This window comes from Neorhodopirellula pilleata, from assembly GCF_007859915.1.
GTDB lineage: Bacteria > Planctomycetota > Planctomycetia > Pirellulales > Pirellulaceae > Rhodopirellula > Rhodopirellula pilleata.
Map to the genome: position 1 here is coordinate 395,143 of NZ_SJPM01000006.1, position 22,507 is coordinate 417,649.

The window sequence follows — 22,507 nt, forward strand, 5'->3', positions numbered from 1 at the left end:
AGGTTACGTTGTACTTCACCCATCGCGTGATCCTGCTTTGCGTTTGAGTTGGTTGTAGTGAACCGATAAACGTAGCGTTTCACGCGATGGTTTCTACCCTAAAGGCGCGCTTGGTGAATAAGGCGGGCTAAAGACCGCTCCCAAACACGACGTTACTCGACTCTACCGGGTTGCTTCCGCCGCCGCAGATGCAGGAGATGGAAAACGAGCTTTACAGATCATCGAGGAACTGCAAAAAGCAAAAGGAGATCAGCCTTCGTTGAAATTCGATGTTCGAACTCCTCAAAGCTGGCTGGAAGCAGACGCTCTTGAGGACGTCGCCGTTTCCTTGTCGAGGATGGGCGAGTTGGATCAAGCATTGAGTCTGGTCGAACGAATCGAATCTCCTCAAAGCAGGGATGATGTCCGCTTGGAGATCGCTTACGAATTGATCGAGAAGGGATTGTTTGAAGAGGCGGCGGATGTTGGTGGTGCGGAAAAATTCGATAAAATGTCGGCTCGCATGAGGCGAGTGTTGGAATCTTCTTCCATCGAGCTTAACAAAGTGAGCCTCAACAAGGCGAGGGCGATGGCAATGGAAATTCCTGCTCAGTCCGAGCAAAGAGAAGTTTTTGTCGCAATCGCGAGATCATTTGCCTTGATGGGAGAACTCGACTTGGCAATGGAAACGGCATGCCAAGTCGGTGCCGAGGATATCTCACGATTTGAAATTGCGGTCGCATTCGCTACCGCACCAACGGAGCCCGAATACCCAGATAAACCAGTTCAGCGGCGTCTGAAGCAGTCATTCACCGAACCAGAGATTGCGCTCGTGAATCGCTTTGCTGAGATGATGCTAGCCAAGCCAACACGGCCAAGCTACTGGCCGACAACCCAACGCTGATGCGACTGCGAGAACTCGAAGTCCTCGAGAAGATCGCATCAGCGGGCAACATGAGCATCGTGCTCGGCGAGAAGGGTCTCGCCGACCGAGTCGTCAACTTGCTGTAAATCTTCAAACGCCTGCGGCGGAACCATCCACCGCAGGCGTTCTTTATTTCCAGTTTGCTCAAGGCATGGCATCCGTGAACGACCGACCGTCAATTTGATCGCTGCCTCAGAATGACCGAGGTCACCCTTGGTGTTGCGGTCGCGTTCCGAAACGACTCGGTCGAACAACGGGCTATTCTTCGATGCGATAGATGGCGTCAGCAGTTCGCATGATCAATGCGTTGCCATCGACGGCGGCGGATGCAAGTGTCCGCTCACCCAGATCGTTTTCCGCCAGCACTTCATATTGGCGGCCTGTGGCAATGACGGTCGTCACGCCCGACTCGTTGGTGTAGAAGATCTTGTTGTTGACCAAAATCGGAGATGCCGAGAAATTGCCGCCCACTCGTTTTTTGTAAACGATATCACCCGTAGATGCCTCCACACACATCGCGATTCCATCGTCGCTGACCGAATAGATGAGTTGTTCGTCCGCGAGCATGGACGGAGTGTGAGGCGCATTCTTGGCGATCGACCATTTCAGGTGTGTCTCCGTAACGTCACCTTCGCCCGTCGGGTCGATCGCGAGCATACTCGGCGTATCGTAGCTGGTTGACAAGAAAACCAGCCCGTCATGGTAGACGGGTTTGGGGATCACCGAGTATCCGGAATACAGTAATTGCCAAATCACGCTTCCGTCCGCAGGGTCGATCGCCAAAACGCAATCGCTTCCCGGTGCAATGACTTGTTTCTGACCACCGACGACGATCGATAACGGTGTGCAGAACGAAAACTTCTTTTTCGCGTCGATCGGGCGTTCGACCTCCCACGCGATCTTGCCTGTTTCGGCCTCCAATGCGACAACTTTGGGATCGTTCGCGCCATCGCATGTGAAGATCAATTTGCCATCGACTAACACGGGAGTGCCACCATTGCCGTGTACTGGTTTGAAAAATAATTCGCGATTCTTCCAAATTAGATTCCCGTCTCGATCAACGCATGCGGTCCCTTGATAGCCAAAATGAACGAACACACGATCACCCTCGACGATGGGTGTTGGGCTGGCATGTGAATTCTTCTTGTGGATTCGAAAACTCTTCTCTGCAGTCTGCTGCATCAGAGCCACTGTCTTTAAAATCTCGCCGCTCTTCGAATCCAAGATGATCAGCGTTAAGTCATATTGACTATCTTTCGCATCGGCTTCTTCGTTCTGGGCAATGGCGGTCGTGAGATAGATCCGGCCATCAGAAATGACAGGCGATGACCAGCCTTGTCCCGGCAAAGGGGTGCGAAAAGCGATGTTCTTGCTCGGTGACCATTCGGTAGGAACGTTTGAGTCCGCGTCGGCGATACCGTCGCCCCTGGGACCTCGAAAAACCGACCACTCGTCGGCAGAGGTCGGCTTAGTCGCCCAGCCAACGATGCCGGTGGAAGCCGACAATGCAAGCATGCAGATGGCAAAACAGCCCGAACGAGAGAAGTGGATCATAAGTTGAGTTGAGCAATGCACGATTTGGAAAACGATACGTCGGTCGGCAACACGATTCGTTCGCCGACTTTCGCACCTGGGGTGGTTGTTTATCATCATAGCCGAAATCAACACCGGTTGAACTCCGCATGCCAGCCTGAAACAACCCCTCCAGTCGCTCTATTGGACCGCATTCTGTTGTCACCGGCATTTCGATGAAACGAGAACGCTGTGGACCGGAGCGGTGGCAACACAAGTCTCCTCGAAGGCCGCTTCGCGTCCTGCCTCGTGATGGCGATCGTAGGCATCCTCCCTCTGCCACCTTCAGTAAGCCTTACTTCAAGAAGTCGTTTTGATACCGCGTTAGCAGCGCGGCCTCGTTGGCGGGAACCACATACATTTTACCGCGAATCGTTTTGGTTTCGCCCGGCTTCAGTCCGCCAATTCGAAAGTCGCTGTGCATGCACGTGATGACACCTTGGAAAACCTCCTGATACGGTTCCCAGGCAACGGCGAGAATCTGCTTTTCATTTGCCGAATAACAGCCGGTCAGCCCCGCGGATGGCGCCAGGGTGCTGAGCGGACGTGGATTCACGTCGTTTCGATCGATCGCGGCCGGCGCATACACTTGGCCGGGCATGTAACGCGCTTTCAATGCCCAGGGTTCGGTGGGAAGTCGCGTCAACTTTCCGTCCAAGATCAAGAAACATTTTTGAATGTAAGGCGGATAGGTCTCGCGAGAATCCCTGATGTCCGTGCCTGTGAAGCCATCGACTCGCATGCACGGCTGAGCCCAATGGGCCTGCGACTCGGTGTCGGTGGGATTGTGGGCGGTGACCGTGAAAGTAACATCGTCTCGACCGGCTGTGATGACATGATCAACCACGACACCGTCACTTAGACGATCCCGCAGTTCAAGGCGTTTGCCGTCATCTGTGACTAGCACGAGTTCACTTTCGTGAGGAATCACGGTTTCGTGCCAGTCGCGATCGGTTGAGCCGGGACGGCAGTAGGCTTCCACGTAATGCGTGCGAATCGGACCGCTGGAAATGGCGGCTCCTGTGACTTCGAGATAGTTCTTCTCCCACGAGATCGATAATCCCGCTGCAGTTTCCTCTGCGGGCTTTTGCGCCGCGTTGCTGTCCGCCAGCCCGACCTTTCGTCCGTCCATGTACTTGGGGAGATCGACACCTAGATGAGCCAGCCCGGTGGCCGCGACGTCGACCACATAGGTGGGCTCCTCGATGGTGCCTCTTGCACTTCCTTGACCGCTGACAAGAAGGAAGGTGGTCAGAATTTCGGGCACCTGATGGCCACCTCCGTGTCCATTGTCTTTGCCGCCATGGTCGGTCGACGCGATCACCAGCCAATTCTCGTTCGCGTAATTCGGACGCTGCATCATGGCGCGAACCACTTCTCCCACACGCTCATCAACCGTTTCAATCGCATTGACATATTCGGGCACATCCGGATCAAAACCGTGAGCGTGGCCGGTTTCGTCAACGGCCCCAAAGTAAACCATGGCGACATGGGGATCATCGGTCAACAGAAATCGACGCGCTTCGCGTGCTACCAGAATGTCACATTCCGCATAGTGACTGGCACCCTTCGCGGGAAACACGACTCGCACATCAGCCGCTTCGACGACATGAGTATCGATGGGTTCCCAGTCCACAAAAGAACCAGTCCGAGCTTCAGGCCAACGGTCTTTAATGAGACGAAAGAAGTGCGGAAAAGCCTTATAGTTCTTTCCCTGAAACGTGTTGTCATTGACGCCATGCTTGTCCGCCCAAACTCCCGTCAGAAAACTGGACCACCCTGGCCCGCTACTGGTATCGCTGCTGCGGTAACGGTCTCCGAGAATCTGCGTCTTGTCGGTAAACGCCCCAGCATGAATCAATGCATCCAGGTTTGGTGTGCTCGCCGCAGCCAATGCGTCAGGCCGACACCCATCGATGCCAATGACCAGCAAGCGGCTTGTCGGTGCATTGTCGGCAAACGCGGGAACGCTGAACACAAAAAAGAGCAGAATCAAATGTCGCATCTTGAGGACCTGTCGTCAGTAGAATCGAAGGTGGGAGTGAGCACATCGTCATGGGTAAGCTGAAAACATGTCAATGGATCAGAATCCAGAACATCTCGTCCAGCCTTGACCATCACCATCGAGGTGGGTGCCGCTTGCTCGCTCGCGTTCTGCCGACGGTATCTGGGGACCGCCTTCTCGAATTGATCGTGCCTCGGTGATGTACATCGCTCACTGGGCAAACCACGACGCGATTATCGGCTGCATTCTAGGAACTAAACGATGAATCCTGACCGCGATCAAATCGAAGCAAACCCTCGCCTGAATGTCGATCGATTGGCGGGATTGATCGGCGTACGCACTTTGCAGAAACCCACCGACACCCCCGAAACACTGGACTACCCCAGAATGACCGAGGTCGCCCCCGGCGTCGCCGCTGCGATGCGCAGACCGCTTGGTTAAACCGATCAATGACCCGATGTCCGGCGAGCCGGTCGCCCCAACAAGAAATCACTTCATACGATCAAAGCGGGGAATTGAGCTGCATCTGTGAGAATCCTTTTCCGACCGCACTAAGACACCCTGATTCACGACCCGCTGATTCACCGAACCGTCATGAAATGTCAATTCCTTCCATCACGGAACTGACGAGGTTTTGAATCGACGCTTTCGAGTAACAGTAGCTGACTACGCGGACGTCGAGGTCCACAGTCCGAAAAAGCCGACAGGCACGCTCAATCGAGGGGATGATCCAATCAGTACTGTTGCCGAATGCTCCGCCGCCGATTAGCGTTAAGAACAAAGTATTGTTGCCTGATCGAGCGGCTTGGATGGCTGCGGCGGCGAATGTGGCTTCGTAGGCCGCTTCGAGAACTAGCGTTGCAAGGCGTTCCCACAACTCATTTGAATGACCACTGTAGGCGACCGGCATCGCCGAGCAATAGACTTGCGAGACTAAATGCTGACAACCCGGAAGTGTGACTTGCGTGTTCCACTGGATGCCGACTCGCAATTGGGCACGCAGTTCATCAACGTCTGGCTCTGAGAAACGATTTAAGAGGACGTTAACTTCCTTCAGCCCAACGGACGTCGGCAAGGCGTAGCCGTTCCTCATCTTCCACAAACTCGCATCGGTATTGCCAAGAGCGTGGCCGATCTGGGCAAGGCAGTCGACTTGACGATCGGCAGACTGTCCGACTTGGTCTCCCAATGGAACAAAATAGTTTCGGAAGACGGTTCCGGCACCGCAGGCGATCGCGCAAGCCGGACCTTGAGTCGGGTCATGCTCGTAGATCCCGATCCCACGCTCTGGAGTCACGGCCGGAGAAACCATCTCCAGAAGGTTAAACTGCGAAGCAACTTGAAATATCGCACCCGCATTGGCCGGATCGGCATGCAGTTGCCTCGCGTCACCTATCGTCTCAGTGAGTTTCAAACGCGGTTCCCCCTTGGCGATCACTCCCACTCTTTGACGCAGTTCGCCAAGCGAGATGATCTCGAGGCGTCCTATTTGGTAGGATTTTTGATTAACCTGCGAGATCAATCGATCATCACGGACCACGAGGTGGCGTCGGACTTCGTCAGGATCGCGTTCAGAGAACCCAACCAACCTAGTAAACCAGTCGTCTTTGTCAGCCGGGGGAAACGAGTTAATCGACTCGCGACGAGTCGATGGTTCAGGCCAGTCCAAAACAAAATCGCGTTGGGTTTGGTTCTCGGGAGCTTCACGCCAGGATCGTTCGACGTCCGCCTCTCGCAAAGTCTGCAACAAGTCGAACACATTCTCGTTGGTCGCGATTCCATGACGCAACATCCAGCAACAGATCACGGTTCCCGTACGCCCGATGCCGCCGAAACAGTGAACGTAAACCGGACGCCCGCCCGCGATCGAGCCATCGATGGCGTCCAGGATTGCCGTCATCTGTTCGTTCGTCGTGATGTGCTGGTCGATGATGGGGAAACGCAGGCACTCGACGGTCTCGTTGGCATCCAAAGCGATCGAACGAAGCACATCCTCGTACGGCGCGAATGGTTGTCCCAAGTTGTTGACCTCGTCCTTTTCCATCAGATTCACAAACGTCCGCATGCCAGCTTGAAACAGCCCCTCCAGCCGCTTTCGATGGGCGTTCTCTTCAGGCTGCCCCGCATACGCCCCCGCCAACAACTTCCCATCCCAAACCCAATAGGTGCGTGGAAGTGGTGTCGGCAACTGGGGCATCTGAAACGGTGTCATGGTTGTGTCCGATTGGTTGGAAGCGATTCGTTTGGCGAACTTGAATGGGGGGCCAGTGTCTACTGGAATAACCTTGCGGTCGTGTATCCTCTGCTGAGGCGTCTGTCTTCCGAATCCTTTTATTGGACCGCATTTTGTTGTCGCCGGTATCCCGATCGAACGAGAAGGCTGTGGACCGGAGCGGCGGCGACACAAGTCACCTCGAAGGCCGCTTCGCGTCCGGCCTCGTGATGGCGATCGTCGGCACATTTCTTTTCGCGTCGAAGTCCATTGTTGCTAAGTTGGTCTATGGACTGGGTCTGGACGCTACCGGACTGTTGACCCTGCGAATGGTGTTCTCGTTCCCGGTTTATTGGCTCGTTTGGATCAAGCTCAAACGCCGCGTTGCATTGACAGGCTCAGCCAAGCCGATCCCCCGAAGGCTCATCGTGCGAGCCGTTTTGCTCGGCTTCTTCGGATATTACCTTGCCGCGTACCTCGATCTGTTGGGACTAGAGTACATCTCCGCACAGATGGAGCGTTTGACGCTTTTCAGTTACCCCGCGCTCATCGCCGTGCTGGCCTGGATGTTTTTGGGTGAACCTTTGGGTTGGAAGATCGTGCTTTCGATCGGGCTGTGTTACCTCGGCGTTTGGTTGATGTACAGCCAAGAAGGACAATACGCCACTGATTCCGACACGTTCACCGGCATTGCCTTAGTGTTGGGGGCTGCGATCAGTTATTCGATTTATGTCTTGTTCGCCAAACCCATCATGCAAGAGATCGGAAGCCGTGAGTTCACGTCGCTGGCGATGATGGGTTCGACGGTCTTTGTTGCCGTTCAATGCGTGGTCACGAATTCGTTCGACTCGATCATTCAAGCGAATCCATGGGTGTTTGCCTACGGTGCGGCGCTGGCGATTCTTTGCACCGTCGTTCCCAGCTTCTTGATCAACGAAGCCATCGTCCGCATCGGAGCCACCCGAACCTCCGTCATCGGGTCAGCAGGTCCGGTGTTGACCATGCTGCTCGCGATCTTGCTACTCAAAGAACCATCCACCCCCTATCATTTTGTCGGAATGCTCGTCGCGATCGTCGGCGTGGCACTCGTTGCCAAGAAGTAACCAAAGAGTCGACTTGACCGTCATTTCATTTGATTGCGTTCGTCCTCGGTAAACGAATTGTCGATCGTGTCGCCCTGGCTGCGGGCCCTTCGCATGCGGCTCACTTTGGCGAGTGTGGCCGACCATGCGTCGCCGACCTTGTCGGCGGCGAAGTCGGCGGTGCCTCCGGCGGCGATGCCGATGCCACCCGCTTCGGCGAAGGCGTCTTGGTTAGCACCCAAGAACGTGAACTGCCAATTAAAAACGTTCTGCTGGTGCTCGATCATCTCCTTGACTTGCGCCTTGGAAAACTCGCGACTGGAGTTTTCTTGTCCGTCCGTCATCACGACAACGATGACCAATCCAGGACGTTGCATCTCGGGAAGACTCGCCAAACGCGTCCCGGTCTCATTGATGGCCCGACCGACCGCATCCAGCAGCGCGGTTCCACCTCGCGGCTCGAGCTTATAGGGAGCCACGTCACTCAGCGGCACGCCGCGATACAGAAACTCGTATTCGGTGTCGAACTGAACCAGCGTCACCGCCACGTCACCCGGCGTTTCTTTTTGCCCGGCAAGGAACGCATTGATCCCGCCTTGGGCATCATCCTGAATCGATTGCATCGACCCACTCCGGTCGATCACCAACGTGATATCAGTCAAATCCGAACGCATCACAGTTCTCCAGAAAAGGAAATGACGATCAACCGAGGCGAAGCAGCGGCTGAACAGGAAATACGTAAAACTCAACAGCCAAACGCTCCCACGCCTCCAACCACTCGAAAGAATTCCCGCATCCATCAAGAGCAAACTTAAGGTCCCCAGGTTCGGGGTGGGGATGAGTTCCAGCCTCAAAGACTGGATTCTCAAGCAAGCCCGTCGGTTCGAGAGTTGTCACGAGAGGTTTAGTATTAGACATCGAATGCGAACCGCCTGCGGTAGCAAGATCTTAGCCGAGTCGCTTGACCGGTTTGCGTTCGAGGCGATCGAGACTGGCGAGTACTTAACGGATCACGGTTGGGTGAATCGGTCCGCGGAAGTGCAGGCAGCCGATGTTGCGAAACTGCCTGACAGACTGATTCAAACTCAGCGGCGAGCTGATCGATTTTCCGGAGAACTGACTTTCTGATACCCGAAAATGCTTGGTTTGAAGACAATCCGTCGGTGGCTGTACTTCGGTCGATCGACAGCATATCGTTAGTTCCACGGAGGGGTGGATTGCGTGTGGTTACGAACGGCAAAGGTTGTTCGGCTGATTCGTTCAACATCGCCCAGCGAAGTCTTGGCACCCTTTTTTCGACTGAACCAACCCGACTTGGCAAGCATCCCTATCTCATTTGGCGAAGCGGTCATCACGAAGAGTACCAATTGATTCATGAACATCCTGCACCAGCTCTATCGTCCGTCGCTCGCGCTGCTCACGGACTTGTACCAATTGACGATGGCGTACGGATATTGGAAGCATGGACTCACCGAACGGGAGTCGGTCTTTCATCTCTTCTTTCGAAACAACCCGTTTCAAGGCGGATACTCGATCGCGTGCGGCTTGCAAACGGTAATGGAGTACCTGGAGAATTTCCGCTTCGACTCTGAGGACCTGACGTACTTGTCGTCGCTCAATGGTGCCGACGGCAAGCCACTTTTTGATGCTGGGTTCATCGATTATTTGGGCGAGATGAAGTTTTCATGCAACCTTGATGCGATCCCGGAAGGCACCGTCGTTTATCCCCATGAACCGTTAGTCCGTGTGACCGGTCCGATGTTGCAGTGCCAGCTTCTCGAAACGCCCCTCCTCAACATCATTAACTTCCAGACTTTGATCGCCACAAAAGCAGCCCGTGTTTGCCAGGCAGCCGCTGGTGACCGTGTGATCGAATTCGGGCTGCGTCGGGCCCAAGGTATCGATGGCGCATTGGCCGCATCGCGAGCCGCTTTCATTGGTGGTTGCTCGGGAACGTCCAATGTCCTTGCCGGTAAGTTGTTCGGCATGCCCGTCACCGGCACGCACGCCCATAGCTGGGTGATGACGTTTCCGTCGGAACGGGAAGCCTTTGATCTCTACGCGGCCGCAATGCCGAACAATTGCGTCTTCTTGGTCGACACTTACGATACCCTTGCCGGGGTCCGCAATGCCGTCGAAACCGCACGTTCCCTTCGAGCGATGGGCCATGAGATGCTCGGCATCCGGCTCGATTCGGGAGACCTAGCTTGGCTGAGCATCGAAGCGAGGAAAATTCTCGATGAGTCCGGGTTTCCAGCGGCTCGGATCGTCGCCAGTAACGATCTCGACGAACGGCTGATCGTCAGCCTCAAACAACAGGGCGCCAAGATCGATATATGGGGCGTGGGCACAAAGTTGGTCACCGCCTTCGACCAGCCCGCACTCGGTGGCGTTTACAAGCTCGGCGCGATCCGCGATGAACAGGGGCGGTGGCAGTACCGCATTAAACTTTCCGAGCAAACGATCAAGGTGAGCAATCCCGGCATCCTGCAAGTACGACGATTCCGAGACGCCACGGAACACCGTGGTGATATGATCTTCGATCAAGAATCACAACTTGATTCAGCCGGTGGTGCCACGATGGTTGATCCGGCCGACCCGAACCGTCGCAGAGACTTTACGTCCGAGACCGCTTCGAGCGATCTGTTGGTCCCCATCTTTCGACACGGGCAGAAGGTCTACGATCCACCAAACATTGAAGCGATTCGCCAACGGGTGCGCAACGAATTAGATTGGACGCCGGTTGCCGTGAAACGCTTTGACAACCCACACTTATACCCGGTTGGACTCGAAGAATCACTGCACCAATTCAAGACCTCGATGATCCAGTCGGCGAGGCAACAATGAGTAACATGATTGCTAAAATCCATATCGACAACATCCGAAAGCGGCTGCCATGAGCAGTGCGTTGATTCTCGTCGATCTACAGAACGACTTTTTGCCTGGCGGTGCGCTAGCCGTGCCGCACGGCAACGAAGTGATTTCGATTGCAAATCAGTTGCAGCCGTTTTTTCATTTGGTCGTTGCCACTCAAGATTGGCATCCCTCCGACCATGGTAGCTTCGCAAGCCAGCATCCCGGCCACCGGATCGGCGACATCATCAAACTCGGAGAGTTGCCGCAAGTGCTGTGGCCCGATCATTGTGTTCAAGGAAGCATGGGTTCCGAACTGAGTCCTTTGCTTCATACCAACTCAATCACCCAAGTGTTTCCCAAGGGAACCGAACGCCAACTCGATAGCTACAGTGGTTTCTTTGACAATGGAGGCGAACACGAAACCGGGCTCGGTCGCTACTTGATCTCGCGAAAGATCACGGATGTGTACGTTCTTGGTTTGGCAACCGACTATTGCGTGCGAGCCACCGCTCTGGATTCGTATCGTCTCGGTTTTCGCACTTGGTTGATCGAAGATGCGTGTCGCGGTGTGGAACTTCAATCGGGTGATTGCTCCGCAGCGATTGCAGAAATGAAACAGGCCGGTGTGCAGTGTGTGACAAGTGACCGTTGGCTGGCTGAGCAGCGAGATTCCGTCAATTTCCGAGAGCGAAAGAAACGCAGCGGCGGAAAGTTCATCAACATCATGCAGACGGGGCGATGGGAGTATGCCGAGCGTTCCAACGCGAAGGCGGTTGTCGTGATTGTCGCCTTGACCGAAGAAGATGAGATCGTATTCATCGAACAATACCGAGAGCCGATCGGGAAGCGATGCGTGGAGTTACCCGCTGGCCTAGTCGGTGATGGCGAAGAGGACGAAGGTGAAGATCTTAGCGAGGCAGTACGTCGCGAACTGAGAGAAGAGACCGGATACGCAGCCGATCGAGTGACTTTCTTAGCCGCATCGTCCTCGTCGGCCGGCTTAACGAACGAGGTGGCTCATGTTTACTTGGCCGAAGGTTTGCGTCGCGTGGAAACGGGTGGTGGCGTGGACGGAGAATTGATTCAAACTCATTTAGTCCGCCGCGATCAAGTGGACGACTGGCTAGCCCAACGACGCGACGAAGGTCTGGATATCGCGATGTCCTTGTATGCCGCGTTATGGTTAGCGCAAAGTTTATTGGCACAGCGTTGAAATTCAGATGCCGTTTGACCCGAAGTGAATCGTCTTGCTACTCCAGCCCCACTTTCGGCGTTTCACGAACGCTTCCGAAAATCTCCGCGAGTTTCGCTACCCGAAAGTACCCTGTGCTTAAACAATAGCAACTCATCCAAATTTGACTTTAGGCAATGTACTCGGCCAGAAGCGTACGATACTTCGCCTTCGACTCGGGAGAATTGTGGGGGCCGAGATAGAAATTGGTGCCGTTGAACGTGACGACGGCTTGGCCACTAACGTGGTAGCGATAGTCCGGGGCAACCTTCTTGGGACGTGACATTTCGTTGCAAAACTCCATCGAATCTGGGGTTTCTGATATGAAATATCAGAAACTCAATAGACTGACGGGTCGCACGCCACGATGGCGGTCACGCGGAGAAGCGTTTCGACCGGTAAATTACGGGAAACTAAACGTAGCAGAAAAATGGGCGATACAGAATTCGAATCTGTGACCTCTGCCGTGTGAACGACCTTCCAACCATAACGAAAAGCGGCCTTTTCCTTATAGCTATCTCGGCATAATAGCAACGCTTTCTTGAGTTGCAAGTCGTTGCAAGCGATAGCGATGAAACACGGGGAAAACGGACATACTGTCTTCCGACTGTCCAAAACTTTGGACAGGGTGTCCAAAACTCTTTAGAGGTTCGCAAGTGGCACTTGTGCCCCCCTGACCGATTGTCAGAAGTGGGAACCATGGTTCCCGTTCGATGGCATCGCTCGGAAGTGGAAACGTTTCCAAACTGACCGTCTTAGCGCAAACGCGACGAACGGACCCGTCCAACTTGGACACCCGTTGTGACCAAACGTGTCACGGCGATCGCTTGGGCGTCGTCCAGGTCTGCCACGGTGGCAGACCAGCAACCAGGGGCATCGCCCACGTTTTGAAACCGTGGCACCCGGTCGCTCGCTCTGGACTCAATCGGAAAGCGTCGCGATACTTACCCCATGCCAATCACAACGCCCAAAACCGACGCCTCGCACGTTCGCGGCGAAAATGAATCAGAACCCACGCTTGCTTGTTCCGTCGCACCGTTCGCCGATCAGGAAGGCGACATCGCAGCGTCTGAGCGTTCGCCAGACGCTAGCGGCTACCCTGGTGAGCTTGTAACTGTAAAGGCTTGTCGGTGCCCTCGTTGTCGCTGTGTGGTTCCTGCTGCTGCCTTCCGAGTGCATTGCAAACGAAAGAACGGTCGAGAGTATCGCTCGTGCTGTAATCGCTGCCATGCTGACGCTGAACGAGAACGTCGGGAGAAAATCAGTCGAACCAAACGGCTTGCGGTGATGCATAAGGCTTGGTCGGACATCTGCCGGGCCAAGAATCAACGAAGGGCAATTGCTTCGGTTGTCGGTCGCTTGTGGGTGACGTTTGGCGGTTCGTCGGGCATCGCCTCGGCATGGGTGGACGCGATGAAGGATGCCTCGGTAGCCCGTCGTGTTCGTGGTTTCGAATCAGTCGCCGTGATGGTCAAGTGGTTGGCAGAGAACCCCGAAGTCGTGACCAATGCCGGAACACTCACTGACGCGGAACTCGCGGCGGAAGCGACCAACGCGCGGGCGGGTGCCTTTGTCGAATTGCTTCAATCCGATCCGGCAACGGCTGCCGACCTTGCCCAGCGATGCGGGTTCGAGCTGTCCAGGTTGGACGGTTAGGTGCCTTCGACCTGAAGGCGCCATCCGAATGATCCTTTAAAATGGCCGTGCTGCAGCAGCTGCACGAAAAAGCAATATCGCTCAACACGCTCACGAGTCGAATAATTGCCTTGCACTTATCGCATCGATTGGCATCTGTTTCTTTTTTCTGTTCGGAGAGGCTATACCCGTCCCGATCGAAGCACTACCTGATGATTGACGGGTCAACGAGAATGGGGCTCATTCGGCAATAGTCGTGCTATACTGCTTCACGAAGATTAGGGCTTGATACCTTTGGTTCCCGTCCGACTGTCATTTTTGCGCTTGCCCATACAGACTCCAACATCGCGGCGAACCGAGCCGTGAACCGAAGGACGGCTTGCGCGGTTTTTGAGGTGGAAAAACAACCGTCCGTCCTCGGTGACGGCCACCGTTCTGCAGCAACGTAAATGTGAGACTCCAATTGCATGGATAAGAGATACCAAGTCTTCGTGAGCTCGACCTTCGCCGACCTCAAAGACGAACGGCAACGCGTCACTCAAACGCTTATGGAAATGGACTGCATTCCGGCAGGAATGGAACTGTTCCCGGCACTCGACGAAGAACAATGGGAATTCATCAAGCGCGTCATCGACGATTGCGACTACTACATTCTCATAATTGGAGGTCGTTATGGGTCGCTGACTGCCGATGGAATCAGTTACACCGAGAAGGAATATGACTATGCCATCTCGATTGGCCTCAAGGTGATGGCGTTCGTCCATGAGCGACCTGACGACATTCCTGTTGGCAAATCTGACATTAACGCCGACCTTCGCCAAAAGCTTGAGGACTTCCGTTCAAAGGTCACGTGCAATCGCCTTGTGAAGTTTTGGACGAAGGCCAACGAACTCCCCGGAATGGTTGCGCTCAGTCTCTCAAAGACAATCAAGACGTACCCCGCCATTGGCTGGGTACGCGCCGACAACATCGCGAACGAAGAGGTACTCTCGGACGTAAACGATTTGCGCAAGGAAAACGACCGCCTAAGAAGCAAGCTGCGTGAATTAGAGAACCAAGAGCCACCAGAATCTCTCAATTTGGCAGGACTCGACGAGCCATTTGAGTTTCAAGTCACTTGGTATCGCTCTGGGGAGTACGCAAGGAGGTACTACGAATCTCTAACGGCTACGTGGTCGGATATTTTCGCGGCACTTGCACCCAGCCTTGTTGAACATCCGAATGATGAAAAGGCCAATGGCACAATCGCCAGCGGCATGTACCGTCGCCTAAAAGAACAGGATAGTTCGCCAACAGGCATCAAGGTTGTAACCGACGACTTCGAGACTATGCGAGTTCAACTCACAACTCTTGGCCTCATTGACGTAAACTACAACCAAAGCACGCGGGGGAGTATGGCCCTGTTTTGGACCATCACTCGAAAAGGGCAGCAATTGTTGCTCAGCCTTCGTACGGTAAAGTCGAACAAATAAGAGGTGGACTCAAAGCAGTGAACCGGAGCACTCAATTCACGCGGCAACTGAAACCGAAGTCTTCCGTTCGCGCCCGGTTACGGCAGGCGTTCGTCGGTCGGCAACGCCCATCCCCGACTTGGCGCAACACCGATTCGCCACTGGTCACGCCGCATTGTATAAACTGCAGACTTGGCTGTGACATGTGGAGGAATCCATCGGACGCCGACTACTCCCGTTTCCAACGAGAGGTATCGCTCGCGGCAAATGAGAAGATGCGGCATAAAGCCAATTTGATGTTGCGTACCGTGATCCGCCTCGTGTGTGCTATTGTGATTGTCTTCGCTGCCGTTGCCGCAGTTCGCTACCGACCGTCATCGGGACGGATAACTATGCGATGAACGCGGAGTGGCCGACAGCGTGTTTTTGCAATGGTTGACTGGCTAGCGGCGGCACGGTCAACGCCCCCATTATCCGACTGAAATTGATGTTCCCAAAAATCCCGACTGACAACCTATACAAATTCGTCGCAATCTCAGGAATTGTCATAGCGATTTCCTCGGCGATTCTCTACTACTCGGCGGCCTATGAACTGCTCAATCGCGCGGCAGTCGCCAAGGGGCAGTTAGTTGCATTCACGGATGGTTTTTCACTTGGGCTCAATCGATTAGCGAAGTACGTAAACGAACAAAAAGCAAACCTCGGCGAAGAGGGTGAGCTTGCCAAGATGTACATCACCTTCCCTGATATGGAAGGGACATTAGAAATAGCTCGCCCGGGAGCCAAGCTTGATTGCTTGTGGCTCCCGTCATACCGTGAGTCGTATCGAAAAGGGTTGACTCAGTTTGACGAATTTCTAAGAAACACGGAACGCGATTTCTTTGTGTCCAGCCTGACTCAGGAATCAGAACAGCCAGAGTTTTTCTCTCCGGAAGAGGTTCGTTCGCTTCGATCTCAGTTGCGAAGCCACCATATCACCGTCGAGCAACTTTGGGTGTTCCAGGACAAAACGGATCACATTTATAGATTGACCAATTTCGCAATGTTCATGGGTTGCTGCATGACTCTTGTAGGATTTTGGTTATGGTATGTAAGAGTTCAGCGGCATCTGGACCGTATCCTCGAGGAGTCGGTTGGAAAAGAGGCTTCATAGGACATCCGAAGAACGGATAACCAATATGAAATTGACTTCGCGGCTATCCCGACGACGTCAAACTCGCGAGATTGCAGCAAAAGGCCAGAGCGGCGAACCGTGTTCTCTGGCAGAATGCCAAACGGATCGCGCCGTGGGATTGGTGGAATGGTCAGCGGATCCCGACCGCGTTGCCGGCCGAATTGGAATCAATCCGCGATACCGACACGCTGGTTTGGATCACTACCAGTGGTGAGAAGTATCACCGAAAGGACTGTCGGTTTATTGGGGATGGTTCGCGTGAAATACCGCTCACCCGAGCTTCGGCGTACCAGCCGTGCTAAGTTTGCCAGCCAGGAACGAGTCGTACAGAATAACCGTGGAATTAGGATCGTTGGTGGCCAAATATGTCACACTGGTCGCTTGCACATCTTTGAGGTGTGCCACCGTGGCATAGATGGTTGGTTCGATTCAATGACGCCTGATAATAAATCCCTTGGCTGATCGTGGTTGAATTGTCTCGGTAGTCATCAGAGAATTGGCGCAAGGCCCCGACCTCCCAAGGAATGAATCACCATGTCAACGACATCACCGGACATCGAGTTTCATCCGAACTCGCTTGTCGAAAAGCGTCTGTGCCCGCTTTGCTTGGTCACAAAACGCATCGAAGAGTTTCGCCCTCATCGTAAGCAGGCTGGGCGGTGCCATCGTGCCCGTCATTGCAATGCCTGCCACTGCAAGCGGGAGAAGGAGCGTTTGGCCGGTAAGAGGCGAGAGGCGGACGCTAAGACGCTCCACGCTGCCTGGGGAAGCCTTCCACGTCCTGAAACGAAGGGGATGTGCGTTGAGAAGTTTCTCTTGTCTTTGATGAAGCGAGTCGGCGGTCCTGAGGAACTAGCCAAACAGTGGCACCAGTGTTTCACAGAAGCCACGGCGATGAAGCGCGTACGAGCAGCGATGGCAATGCTCAATCTGCTAGAGCGATTCGAGCGGCATCGCGATCCCCTCAGCGCAATGACCACCGACGACCTGGAGATAGAAGCCCAAGCCGCTAGGATCGCTGCGATGGTTGAGTCTTTTCAAGACTCGCCTGATGTGGCTGCCTCGATCGCGAGTCAGTTTGGATATTCCCGCTCTAAGTCTTTCTGTAGTGAACGAGCCAAGGATGAATGACAACTTGAATCCCGGCGACTACCTGTACGTCAGGGCTCTTGAATGGGAAGGTACTTGGCCGAAAGATGTCGGATCCTGGGGCCGGACAATTAGTCGTATCCTGGTTGCCGAAGGTACCCCAACCGCCACAGACTTTGCGCTGGGAGAAAAGGTTGATGAGGATTTACCACCTGCGCCACGGTACCCAAGAGGACGACTAAAAACTGTCGGGGGCTTTATCGCGATCACTTCGACTTCGGAAGCTGTCTCAATCGTGGATTCGACGGAACAACCCGTTAGCGTAAGCATAGAACTAACTGACAGTTGGGCGGACCCCAGCGGCGAAATACAACGCCCGTTCGAGGGTCAAAGGGTCTTTGATCAGACTCATGCCGTGTCGCTCGATGGCTATGATGCTCTGCTCGATCGGTTTCGTTTTCACAATTGGTGGGCGAATTGGGGAGATGCTGAACAGAGAGGCTGGATGCCGTCAGCCTATCTGGATGCATATGCGTTTGAAGGATCTGCGATATTCTCTCCTAGTCAGTTGCAACTGCTGACTACTCAAACGTCGTCATTGAAAGGCATGCAAGAGGAGGTCTTTGTCTTCGATATTCCTCACTTTCCGCGTGTGTTTCTGTTTGAGATCCGCAACGAGCAAAGTGACAAAGTTGCGTGGTGCTATGTAAAAGACCTAGGGGGCCGAATGTTGATCTACGAGCTGTTTGTATTGCCAAGCTTTCGGCGGCAGGGACATGCATCCCGGCTGGTCGACATGATTCGCGGTTATGCCTTGGGGGCAAAGCTTGCAATCTCAGTCCCCTATTCCGACTCCAAGGAGTCAGCTCCGGAGACGTTTCCAGCGATAGCAAGGATTGCCGCTCAACTTGGTATTCAATTCGAAACACCACAGTCACGATATGACTGCTACTTCGGCATTCAGGGTGCAAAGGGCAGCGAGTCACCGGTCCACAACAACTTCGCTCCCACTAGGCCGAAGGTCGCGCTATGCGATGTCCAGTCATTTGCGGTGGAGTCACGATTGATCGACAGCACTTCTGAGCCTCCGGTGCGTTCTAACCTGGAGCAACTCAATCGTCGCAGGTTCGAACTCATCCAAAAAAAGAATCGTGCTGGTCTGACCCGAGACGAATTCCAGGAGTTCACCTCACTTCAGCTGGAGGTGTTTGACCGAATTCGAAGATCATCTCCGGATCTTCCATCTCCACAACTAGACGAAATTCAACGCTTGTTAGAAGAGAAGGCTGGATCAGACGACGAGACTAAGCGGGAGGGTGAGCAGTGACTTCGTCACCCATCATTGCGCATCGGCTCATTGGCAACCGTGCACACTACCCGCGAGGATACGAAGGGTACCAACGGTACAAGCAGTGGCTCCGCGACGAGTTTCAATTCACTTGTGTGTATTGCCTTCATCGTGAAACCTGGGATCACGCCGGGCACCGATCGTTCTCGGTTGAGCACAAGGAGCCACAATCGAAGAATGGTGAAAACACGCATGACTACATGAACTTGGTGTACGCATGCGTGTTTTGCAACTCATGTCGTCAAGACATTGAGATCCCGGATCCAGAATCTGAAGCGTTCTCCGATCATCTAACGCTGCTAAAGACAGGAAGGTTTCAGGCTAGAACAGCCAAGGGGCGAGATTTGATCGACACCTTGTATCTCAATGAATCGAGTCGGGTGCGGATGCGGAACATGATGCTTCAAGTGGTGGACAATTGGTCCGCAAGTATATCGGGCGTCAACGAAGGTTTCAAACGTTTCTTTGAATACCCAGATGACATGCCAGACCTTCGGGGAAAACGGCCGCCTGGCGGCAACGCTATTGCGGGAAGCGAAGACGACTGTCACTACGCTAGAAGGGAACGCGGAGAGCTGGCTCAGTGGTTCTAGTTGCAGTCGTTGGATCACCTTTGCCGAACCAGGGGAACGTACCCGAGATGATGTTCTGCTGACTCTCGTATCACACTCGCTGCAATCCCGGCTGATGATTCGCCAACCAAGATGCCATCGTGCAAGGGAAGGGCGAGAACGCCACTGAAATGGAGTGTCTCTAGAGCGGGACGCATCACTTGGCCTTCCAAACGGGAAAGATAGTGAGCGAACCCTGACGGCTGCGGGTGAATTCGATCAGTTTGCCGAACCCTGGTAGCTCGCCGGTCACTGCGGACCAGAGCGGTCTGGACTCAACCCGCCAATCTCTCGCAAACAGCATTTGTTTCTGAGCCTCGATCTTGATCGAATCAGGATCTTCGGAGCCATCGACGACACCGAAACCCGCAAGCCACTCGTACCACCGACCGGATTTGAGAATCTCGATCAATCGGTTTCGTTCTGTTCCCGGTGGCATCTGCCCGGCAAGGATCGAAAAGTAGCTGGAACGGCTGGAGGACGTCGACGCTCAGGTTCGCAGGGCCGTGCGAGGTTCTCCTCAGGTGGTCGGAGATGAAACGGATTGGCGAGTCGATGGACGTGGGGCTTGGCTTCATGCATTCGCCGGACTGACAACCGCACGGAAGTCGGAGTGTTGGTCCAATCACGAATCATGAGCGTAATGCAAAACGAGCAAGCAACGGCTGCCGATCTTGCGATGCGGTGCGGCTACCGACTGAATTTCGGTTCCGAAGCGTAACCTGACGGTTGCCGATGACTTTCGATTTAGGCATACCCTCGGAGCTGAGAATGGGTGCTTCCAGTCGGCTTCGAGCCAACCAGTTGAAACTGCGTCTCGACTGATTCATTCCTATCGATTTCCTTCCGAGGCAGCAGGTACCGGGACTCGATCAGATTTAACAGGGACTGTGATTTCACCGAGGCAAATTGGATCGAATGTGCCGACAAGCCTTGTCTTGATCGTGTAGCTTCCTGAAATATAGACATCGCGTGGCCACACCAGTACGACTTTGAAACGATCCGCGTCACCTGGGTAAAGAACGTGCGGTATCTGCCTATATCGAGTCGACGATTCTCCCGGTCCAAGATTTGGCACTTCAATAGCGTATTCAGCTGAAACTTGAAGGACACTTGTTCGCGTGATGCCTTTCGGGATCGTACCCTCCGCCGTGAATTCGCACTCAATTTGATTGATCGTTACTGTCTGTGCCGAATGATTGATGAGGCTAGTATTCCTCTGCAGTTCAATTTTCGGGTAGTGGATCTTGTTAAAGATCCTTTCAGCATGGGATCTTTAACAAGATCCACTACGGTCTACCCGAAAAACAAGGTGAGCTGGAATACTAGCCTCCAAGTCGACAAAATTCGTGTCCTCATTCACCGTTAATGCTTCACTGCTCGGTGGATAGAAGATTGAATCTGTCGAGACTCGGGGGGTCTGTGTGAATGCGACTATCGTTAACGCACCCGGTCCTTCGATTCTTCGTTGAACTACCGAAGCTACCTCATCTCCCTGAGTCACAACATCTCCCTGAGTCACAACCAGATAAAAGACCATCATCTAATAGACCATCATCTAGGTTGCATACCTCGTCCACTCAATCTCGCTTACCCTGCTCAGTTTTCTCTTTTTGCCAAGAGGTTCGCCTTTTGGATCGACTAAACCTGGTATCTGCGATGAATCTTTCATCAGTCATTCCGGATGTAGAATTCTACGTCACGTGAACTTCATGCTTGGAGCATGGCCAGGTGTCGCCTGTTTGAGCTGTACGTACTAATTATCTTAGGCGAAGTCCCGCAGAGAAAGGGGCGAGTCTCGTCAGAGAATTTTCGCCGATCCAACCCGTTTTTTGGATCCCGACAAACCAACCGCGAAGTCCGTACCGCCCCCTCCCTTGTCATCTGCCTGCGTTTGCTCATCTGAATGATTGAGCTGCGGGCCGTGACAAGTGAGGCTACTTGGTTGAGATTACGGGTTGTCGGTTCGGTCTTCCCTGACGCTACTCAGGGCACGATTTTTGTTCGTCTCGCAGATGACTTGCGGACCACGACGCGGGGCGGTGTGGATAGGATCAACTACCTACTCGTTGCGTGGAAAACTGCCGTAGCAGAATCGCTTTCAAAACTTCAATTCACCGCTTGTCATCGCGGTTACCCTCCCACGGTGCTTGTGGGGTTTCGCATCCTCGCGCCCTTGCAGGCGGATGCACGGTTCACCATTTTGCGTTCATCGACGCGGGGAATGTCACCGGATAGCCGACCCCATACCAAGTCTTCAACGCACCAAAGCTGAAGACGGGCTATGTGATGGTTGTCAGAAGTCGCGTAGATGCGATAATCATTTCTGTGCTTTCTAGTTGGTGGATCGACTGGGAAATTTGAAACCGCCGGGTGATGGCTTCCCCCGGCGGTTTTTTTGTTGGTTGTGGCTCAGACGGCTACGGTCTCGTTGGCGAATGGATCGCCTTCGATAAGCCGGTACGGTTGGCCGGCGGCATCATTGCCAACCTCTTCATCGAACATGTTCAACACCAAGCAAACTTGTTCGGCTGTGCCAAGTCGGTTGTGCTCGATGACCTCATTCGGACCGACGCGACGGGTCACGCGGTAGCGATCTGGATCCCGGGCAATGACAGTCCAGGACAAATGATCGTCGCTGCACTGGATGAAGCTATGGCCAGTGGGCGTCGCTTCCAAGGCTCGCCGAAATTCGTGGTCAACGTCGCCCGAAGTGTCCAAGTTGGACACCCGCTCATTCTCTTTGTCGCGATCTCGAACGTTAATTACCGTTTGGGGTGAACACCGCACACGGCGAGCGATCTCTCGTATCGAAAGATCTGGCCACTGTCTGGAGGCGACCCGTATAGCCCGCTGAACGTCCTCACGCGATCGCCGCAAACCATGTGAGGCGTTGGCGGAGACTGCGGCAAGAACCGCGTCCTCCTCGGTGCCCGGTCGCTCGTTGGCAAGGATCGTCGCGCGGCCCAGTCGCTTGGCGACCTCGAAACGGTGGAACCCATCGACGAGATAACCGCCCACCATATCCACGGGCGGGAACGGCCACGGCTTGCCCTCCTCGTCGGCTTCAATGGCAACCCGCTGGTATTCCTGCGCGGTCGCTTCATCGAGCGTCACGCGAGTTTGTAGCGACGGATCAACAAGAACTCGAGTTAATGGGATCTCGTTTGCCTGACGCAACGTCGATCCGATAACCTGAGCATCTGCTGTTTCCGCTTGCTCGCTGAAACTCGTTTGGCCTCGCCTCGGTTGCTGTCCGTTGGCGGGGCTTTTTTCGTTTAAGGCTCGGGCCTCTGCAACCTGTGTGTCCATTTCTGGTCCTTTCGATCGTAAATCG

General features: G+C 54.1%; 20 protein-coding genes. 12 read left to right on the forward strand and 8 right to left on the reverse strand.

Going from position 1 to position 22,507, the window contains the following annotated elements; genetic code table 11:
* The first annotated feature begins 259 nt into the window (after positions 1 to 259).
* Positions 260 to 883 (forward strand): hypothetical protein, encoded by a 624-nt coding sequence (locus tag Pla100_RS16425; protein WP_146578759.1) that lies wholly within the window; start codon positions 260 to 262, stop codon positions 881 to 883.
* Positions 884 to 1,162: 279 nt separating this feature from the next.
* Here the strand turns inward: Pla100_RS16425 and Pla100_RS16435 are convergent, their stop codons facing one another.
* Positions 1,163 to 2,458, reverse strand: coding sequence for a PQQ-binding-like beta-propeller repeat protein (locus Pla100_RS16435; RefSeq protein WP_146578760.1), 1,296 nt, complete (start codon positions 2,456 to 2,458; stop codon positions 1,163 to 1,165).
* A gap of 313 nt (positions 2,459 to 2,771) precedes the next feature.
* The gene (locus tag Pla100_RS16440) at positions 2,772 to 4,481 is read right to left on the reverse strand and encodes an alkaline phosphatase family protein (RefSeq protein ID WP_146578761.1); all 1,710 of its coding nucleotides are present in this window, start codon (positions 4,479 to 4,481) and stop codon (positions 2,772 to 2,774) included.
* 261 nt (positions 4,482 to 4,742) lie between these two features.
* Between Pla100_RS16440 and Pla100_RS31640 the strand changes: the two genes are divergently transcribed.
* A complete protein-coding gene (locus Pla100_RS31640; RefSeq protein WP_146578762.1) occupies positions 4,743 to 4,922 on the forward strand; it encodes a hypothetical protein in 180 nt (59 codons plus the stop codon).
* Between the two features lie 151 nt (positions 4,923 to 5,073).
* On the opposite strand, the gene Pla100_RS31645 is transcribed toward Pla100_RS31640, so the two are convergent.
* The gene (locus Pla100_RS31645; protein ID WP_231603132.1) at positions 5,074 to 6,693 is read right to left on the reverse strand and encodes a protein-tyrosine phosphatase family protein; all 1,620 of its coding nucleotides are present in this window, start codon (positions 6,691 to 6,693) and stop codon (positions 5,074 to 5,076) included.
* Between the two features lie 122 nt (positions 6,694 to 6,815).
* Here Pla100_RS31645 and Pla100_RS16460 point away from each other — a divergent pair, with 122 nt between their 5' ends.
* Positions 6,816 to 7,796 carry a DMT family transporter gene (locus tag Pla100_RS16460; RefSeq protein ID WP_231603133.1) on the forward strand — a complete coding sequence of 327 codons (981 nt, stop codon included), beginning with the start codon at positions 6,816 to 6,818 and terminating at the stop codon, positions 7,794 to 7,796.
* Positions 7,797 to 7,816: 20 nt separating this feature from the next.
* On the opposite strand, the gene Pla100_RS16465 is transcribed toward Pla100_RS16460, so the two are convergent.
* Positions 7,817 to 8,449, reverse strand: a complete 633-nt coding sequence (locus Pla100_RS16465; RefSeq protein ID WP_146578763.1) for a vWA domain-containing protein — start codon at positions 8,447 to 8,449, stop codon at positions 7,817 to 7,819.
* A gap of 700 nt (positions 8,450 to 9,149) precedes the next feature.
* Between Pla100_RS16465 and Pla100_RS16470 the strand changes: the two genes are divergently transcribed.
* Together Pla100_RS16470 and pncA are read left to right on the forward strand one after the other, a co-directional pair.
* Positions 9,150 to 10,622, forward strand: a complete 1,473-nt coding sequence (locus Pla100_RS16470; RefSeq protein WP_197167993.1) for a nicotinate phosphoribosyltransferase — start codon at positions 9,150 to 9,152, stop codon at positions 10,620 to 10,622.
* A gap of 49 nt (positions 10,623 to 10,671) precedes the next feature.
* The gene (gene pncA / locus Pla100_RS30860; protein ID WP_197167994.1) at positions 10,672 to 11,844 is read left to right on the forward strand and encodes a bifunctional nicotinamidase/pyrazinamidase; all 1,173 of its coding nucleotides are present in this window, start codon (positions 10,672 to 10,674) and stop codon (positions 11,842 to 11,844) included.
* Positions 11,845 to 11,992: 148 nt separating this feature from the next.
* On the opposite strand, the gene Pla100_RS16480 is transcribed toward pncA, so the two are convergent.
* On the reverse strand, positions 11,993 to 12,148 hold the full coding sequence (locus Pla100_RS16480) for a hypothetical protein (RefSeq protein WP_231603134.1): 156 nt from the start codon (positions 12,146 to 12,148) through the stop codon (positions 11,993 to 11,995).
* Between the two features lie 1,001 nt (positions 12,149 to 13,149).
* Here Pla100_RS16480 and Pla100_RS16485 point away from each other — a divergent pair.
* Together Pla100_RS16485 and Pla100_RS16490 are read left to right on the forward strand one after the other, a co-directional pair.
* Positions 13,150 to 13,518 carry a hypothetical protein gene (locus Pla100_RS16485; protein WP_146578764.1) on the forward strand — a complete coding sequence of 123 codons (369 nt, stop codon included), beginning with the start codon at positions 13,150 to 13,152 and terminating at the stop codon, positions 13,516 to 13,518.
* Between the two features lie 470 nt (positions 13,519 to 13,988).
* Positions 13,989 to 14,969, forward strand: a complete 981-nt coding sequence (locus tag Pla100_RS16490) for a DUF4062 domain-containing protein (RefSeq protein WP_197167995.1) — start codon at positions 13,989 to 13,991, stop codon at positions 14,967 to 14,969.
* Positions 14,970 to 15,046: 77 nt separating this feature from the next.
* On the opposite strand, the gene Pla100_RS31650 is transcribed toward Pla100_RS16490, so the two are convergent.
* Positions 15,047 to 15,232: a hypothetical protein gene (locus Pla100_RS31650; RefSeq protein WP_146578766.1), complete on the reverse strand. Its 186-nt coding sequence runs from the start codon at positions 15,230 to 15,232 to the stop codon at positions 15,047 to 15,049.
* 203 nt (positions 15,233 to 15,435) lie between these two features.
* Between Pla100_RS31650 and Pla100_RS16500 the strand changes: the two genes are divergently transcribed.
* The 5 genes from Pla100_RS16500 (at position 15,436) to Pla100_RS16520 (ending at position 19,152) form a co-directional block, all read left to right on the forward strand.
* Positions 15,436 to 16,101, forward strand: a complete 666-nt coding sequence (locus Pla100_RS16500; RefSeq protein ID WP_146578767.1) for a hypothetical protein — start codon at positions 15,436 to 15,438, stop codon at positions 16,099 to 16,101.
* A gap of 25 nt (positions 16,102 to 16,126) precedes the next feature.
* Complete coding sequence (locus Pla100_RS16505) at positions 16,127 to 16,336, forward strand: hypothetical protein (protein ID WP_146578768.1); 210 nt, start codon at positions 16,127 to 16,129, stop codon at positions 16,334 to 16,336.
* Between the two features lie 320 nt (positions 16,337 to 16,656).
* On the forward strand, positions 16,657 to 17,253 hold the full coding sequence (locus tag Pla100_RS16510; protein ID WP_146578769.1) for a hypothetical protein: 597 nt from the start codon (positions 16,657 to 16,659) through the stop codon (positions 17,251 to 17,253).
* Complete coding sequence (locus tag Pla100_RS16515; RefSeq protein ID WP_146578770.1) at positions 17,246 to 18,538, forward strand: GNAT family protein; 1,293 nt, start codon at positions 17,246 to 17,248, stop codon at positions 18,536 to 18,538. The genes Pla100_RS16510 and Pla100_RS16515 overlap by 8 nt, the downstream gene beginning before the upstream one ends.
* A complete protein-coding gene (locus Pla100_RS16520) occupies positions 18,535 to 19,152 on the forward strand; it encodes an HNH endonuclease (protein WP_146578771.1) in 618 nt (205 codons plus the stop codon). Before Pla100_RS16515 ends, Pla100_RS16520 begins: the two co-directional genes overlap by 4 nt.
* A 175-nt stretch (positions 19,153 to 19,327) precedes the next feature.
* Here the strand turns inward: Pla100_RS16520 and Pla100_RS16525 are convergent, their stop codons facing one another.
* Positions 19,328 to 19,582, reverse strand: coding sequence for a hypothetical protein (locus Pla100_RS16525; protein WP_231603135.1), 255 nt, complete (start codon positions 19,580 to 19,582; stop codon positions 19,328 to 19,330).
* 2,000 nt (positions 19,583 to 21,582) lie between these two features.
* Entirely contained in the window at positions 21,583 to 22,482 is a 900-nt protein-coding gene (locus Pla100_RS16530; RefSeq protein WP_146578773.1) for a hypothetical protein, read from the reverse strand.
* Between the last annotated feature and the right edge of the window lie 25 nt (positions 22,483 to 22,507).

Bases quoted from the DNA above. Each gene is read 5' to 3' on its own strand.
- Pla100_RS16465 (WP_146578763.1), bottom strand. From the start codon at position 8,449: ATGCGTTCGGATTTGACTGATATCACGTTGGTGATCGACCGGAGTGGG.
- Pla100_RS16530 (WP_146578773.1), bottom strand. From the start codon at position 22,482: ATGGACACACAGGTTGCAGAGGCCCGAGCCTTAAACGAAAAAAGCCCC.
- Pla100_RS16440 (WP_146578761.1), bottom strand. From the start codon at position 4,481: ATGCGACATTTGATTCTGCTCTTTTTTGTGTTCAGCGTTCCCGCGTTT.
- Pla100_RS31645 (WP_231603132.1), bottom strand. From the start codon at position 6,693: ATGACACCGTTTCAGATGCCCCAGTTGCCGACACCACTTCCACGCACC.
- Pla100_RS16510 (WP_146578769.1), top strand. From the start codon at position 16,657: ATGTCAACGACATCACCGGACATCGAGTTTCATCCGAACTCGCTTGTC.
- Pla100_RS16435 (WP_146578760.1), bottom strand. From the start codon at position 2,458: ATGATCCACTTCTCTCGTTCGGGCTGTTTTGCCATCTGCATGCTTGCA.
- pncA (WP_197167994.1), top strand. From the start codon at position 10,672: ATGAGCAGTGCGTTGATTCTCGTCGATCTACAGAACGACTTTTTGCCT.
- Pla100_RS16505 (WP_146578768.1), top strand. From the start codon at position 16,127: ATGAAATTGACTTCGCGGCTATCCCGACGACGTCAAACTCGCGAGATT.
- Pla100_RS16470 (WP_197167993.1), top strand. From the start codon at position 9,150: ATGAACATCCTGCACCAGCTCTATCGTCCGTCGCTCGCGCTGCTCACG.
- Pla100_RS31650 (WP_146578766.1), bottom strand. From the start codon at position 15,232: ATGCCGCATCTTCTCATTTGCCGCGAGCGATACCTCTCGTTGGAAACG.
- Pla100_RS16500 (WP_146578767.1), top strand. From the start codon at position 15,436: ATGTTCCCAAAAATCCCGACTGACAACCTATACAAATTCGTCGCAATC.
- Pla100_RS16485 (WP_146578764.1), top strand. From the start codon at position 13,150: ATGCATAAGGCTTGGTCGGACATCTGCCGGGCCAAGAATCAACGAAGG.
- Pla100_RS16515 (WP_146578770.1), top strand. From the start codon at position 17,246: ATGAATGACAACTTGAATCCCGGCGACTACCTGTACGTCAGGGCTCTT.
- Pla100_RS31640 (WP_146578762.1), top strand. From the start codon at position 4,743: ATGAATCCTGACCGCGATCAAATCGAAGCAAACCCTCGCCTGAATGTC.
- Pla100_RS16480 (WP_231603134.1), bottom strand. From the start codon at position 12,148: ATGTCACGTCCCAAGAAGGTTGCCCCGGACTATCGCTACCACGTTAGT.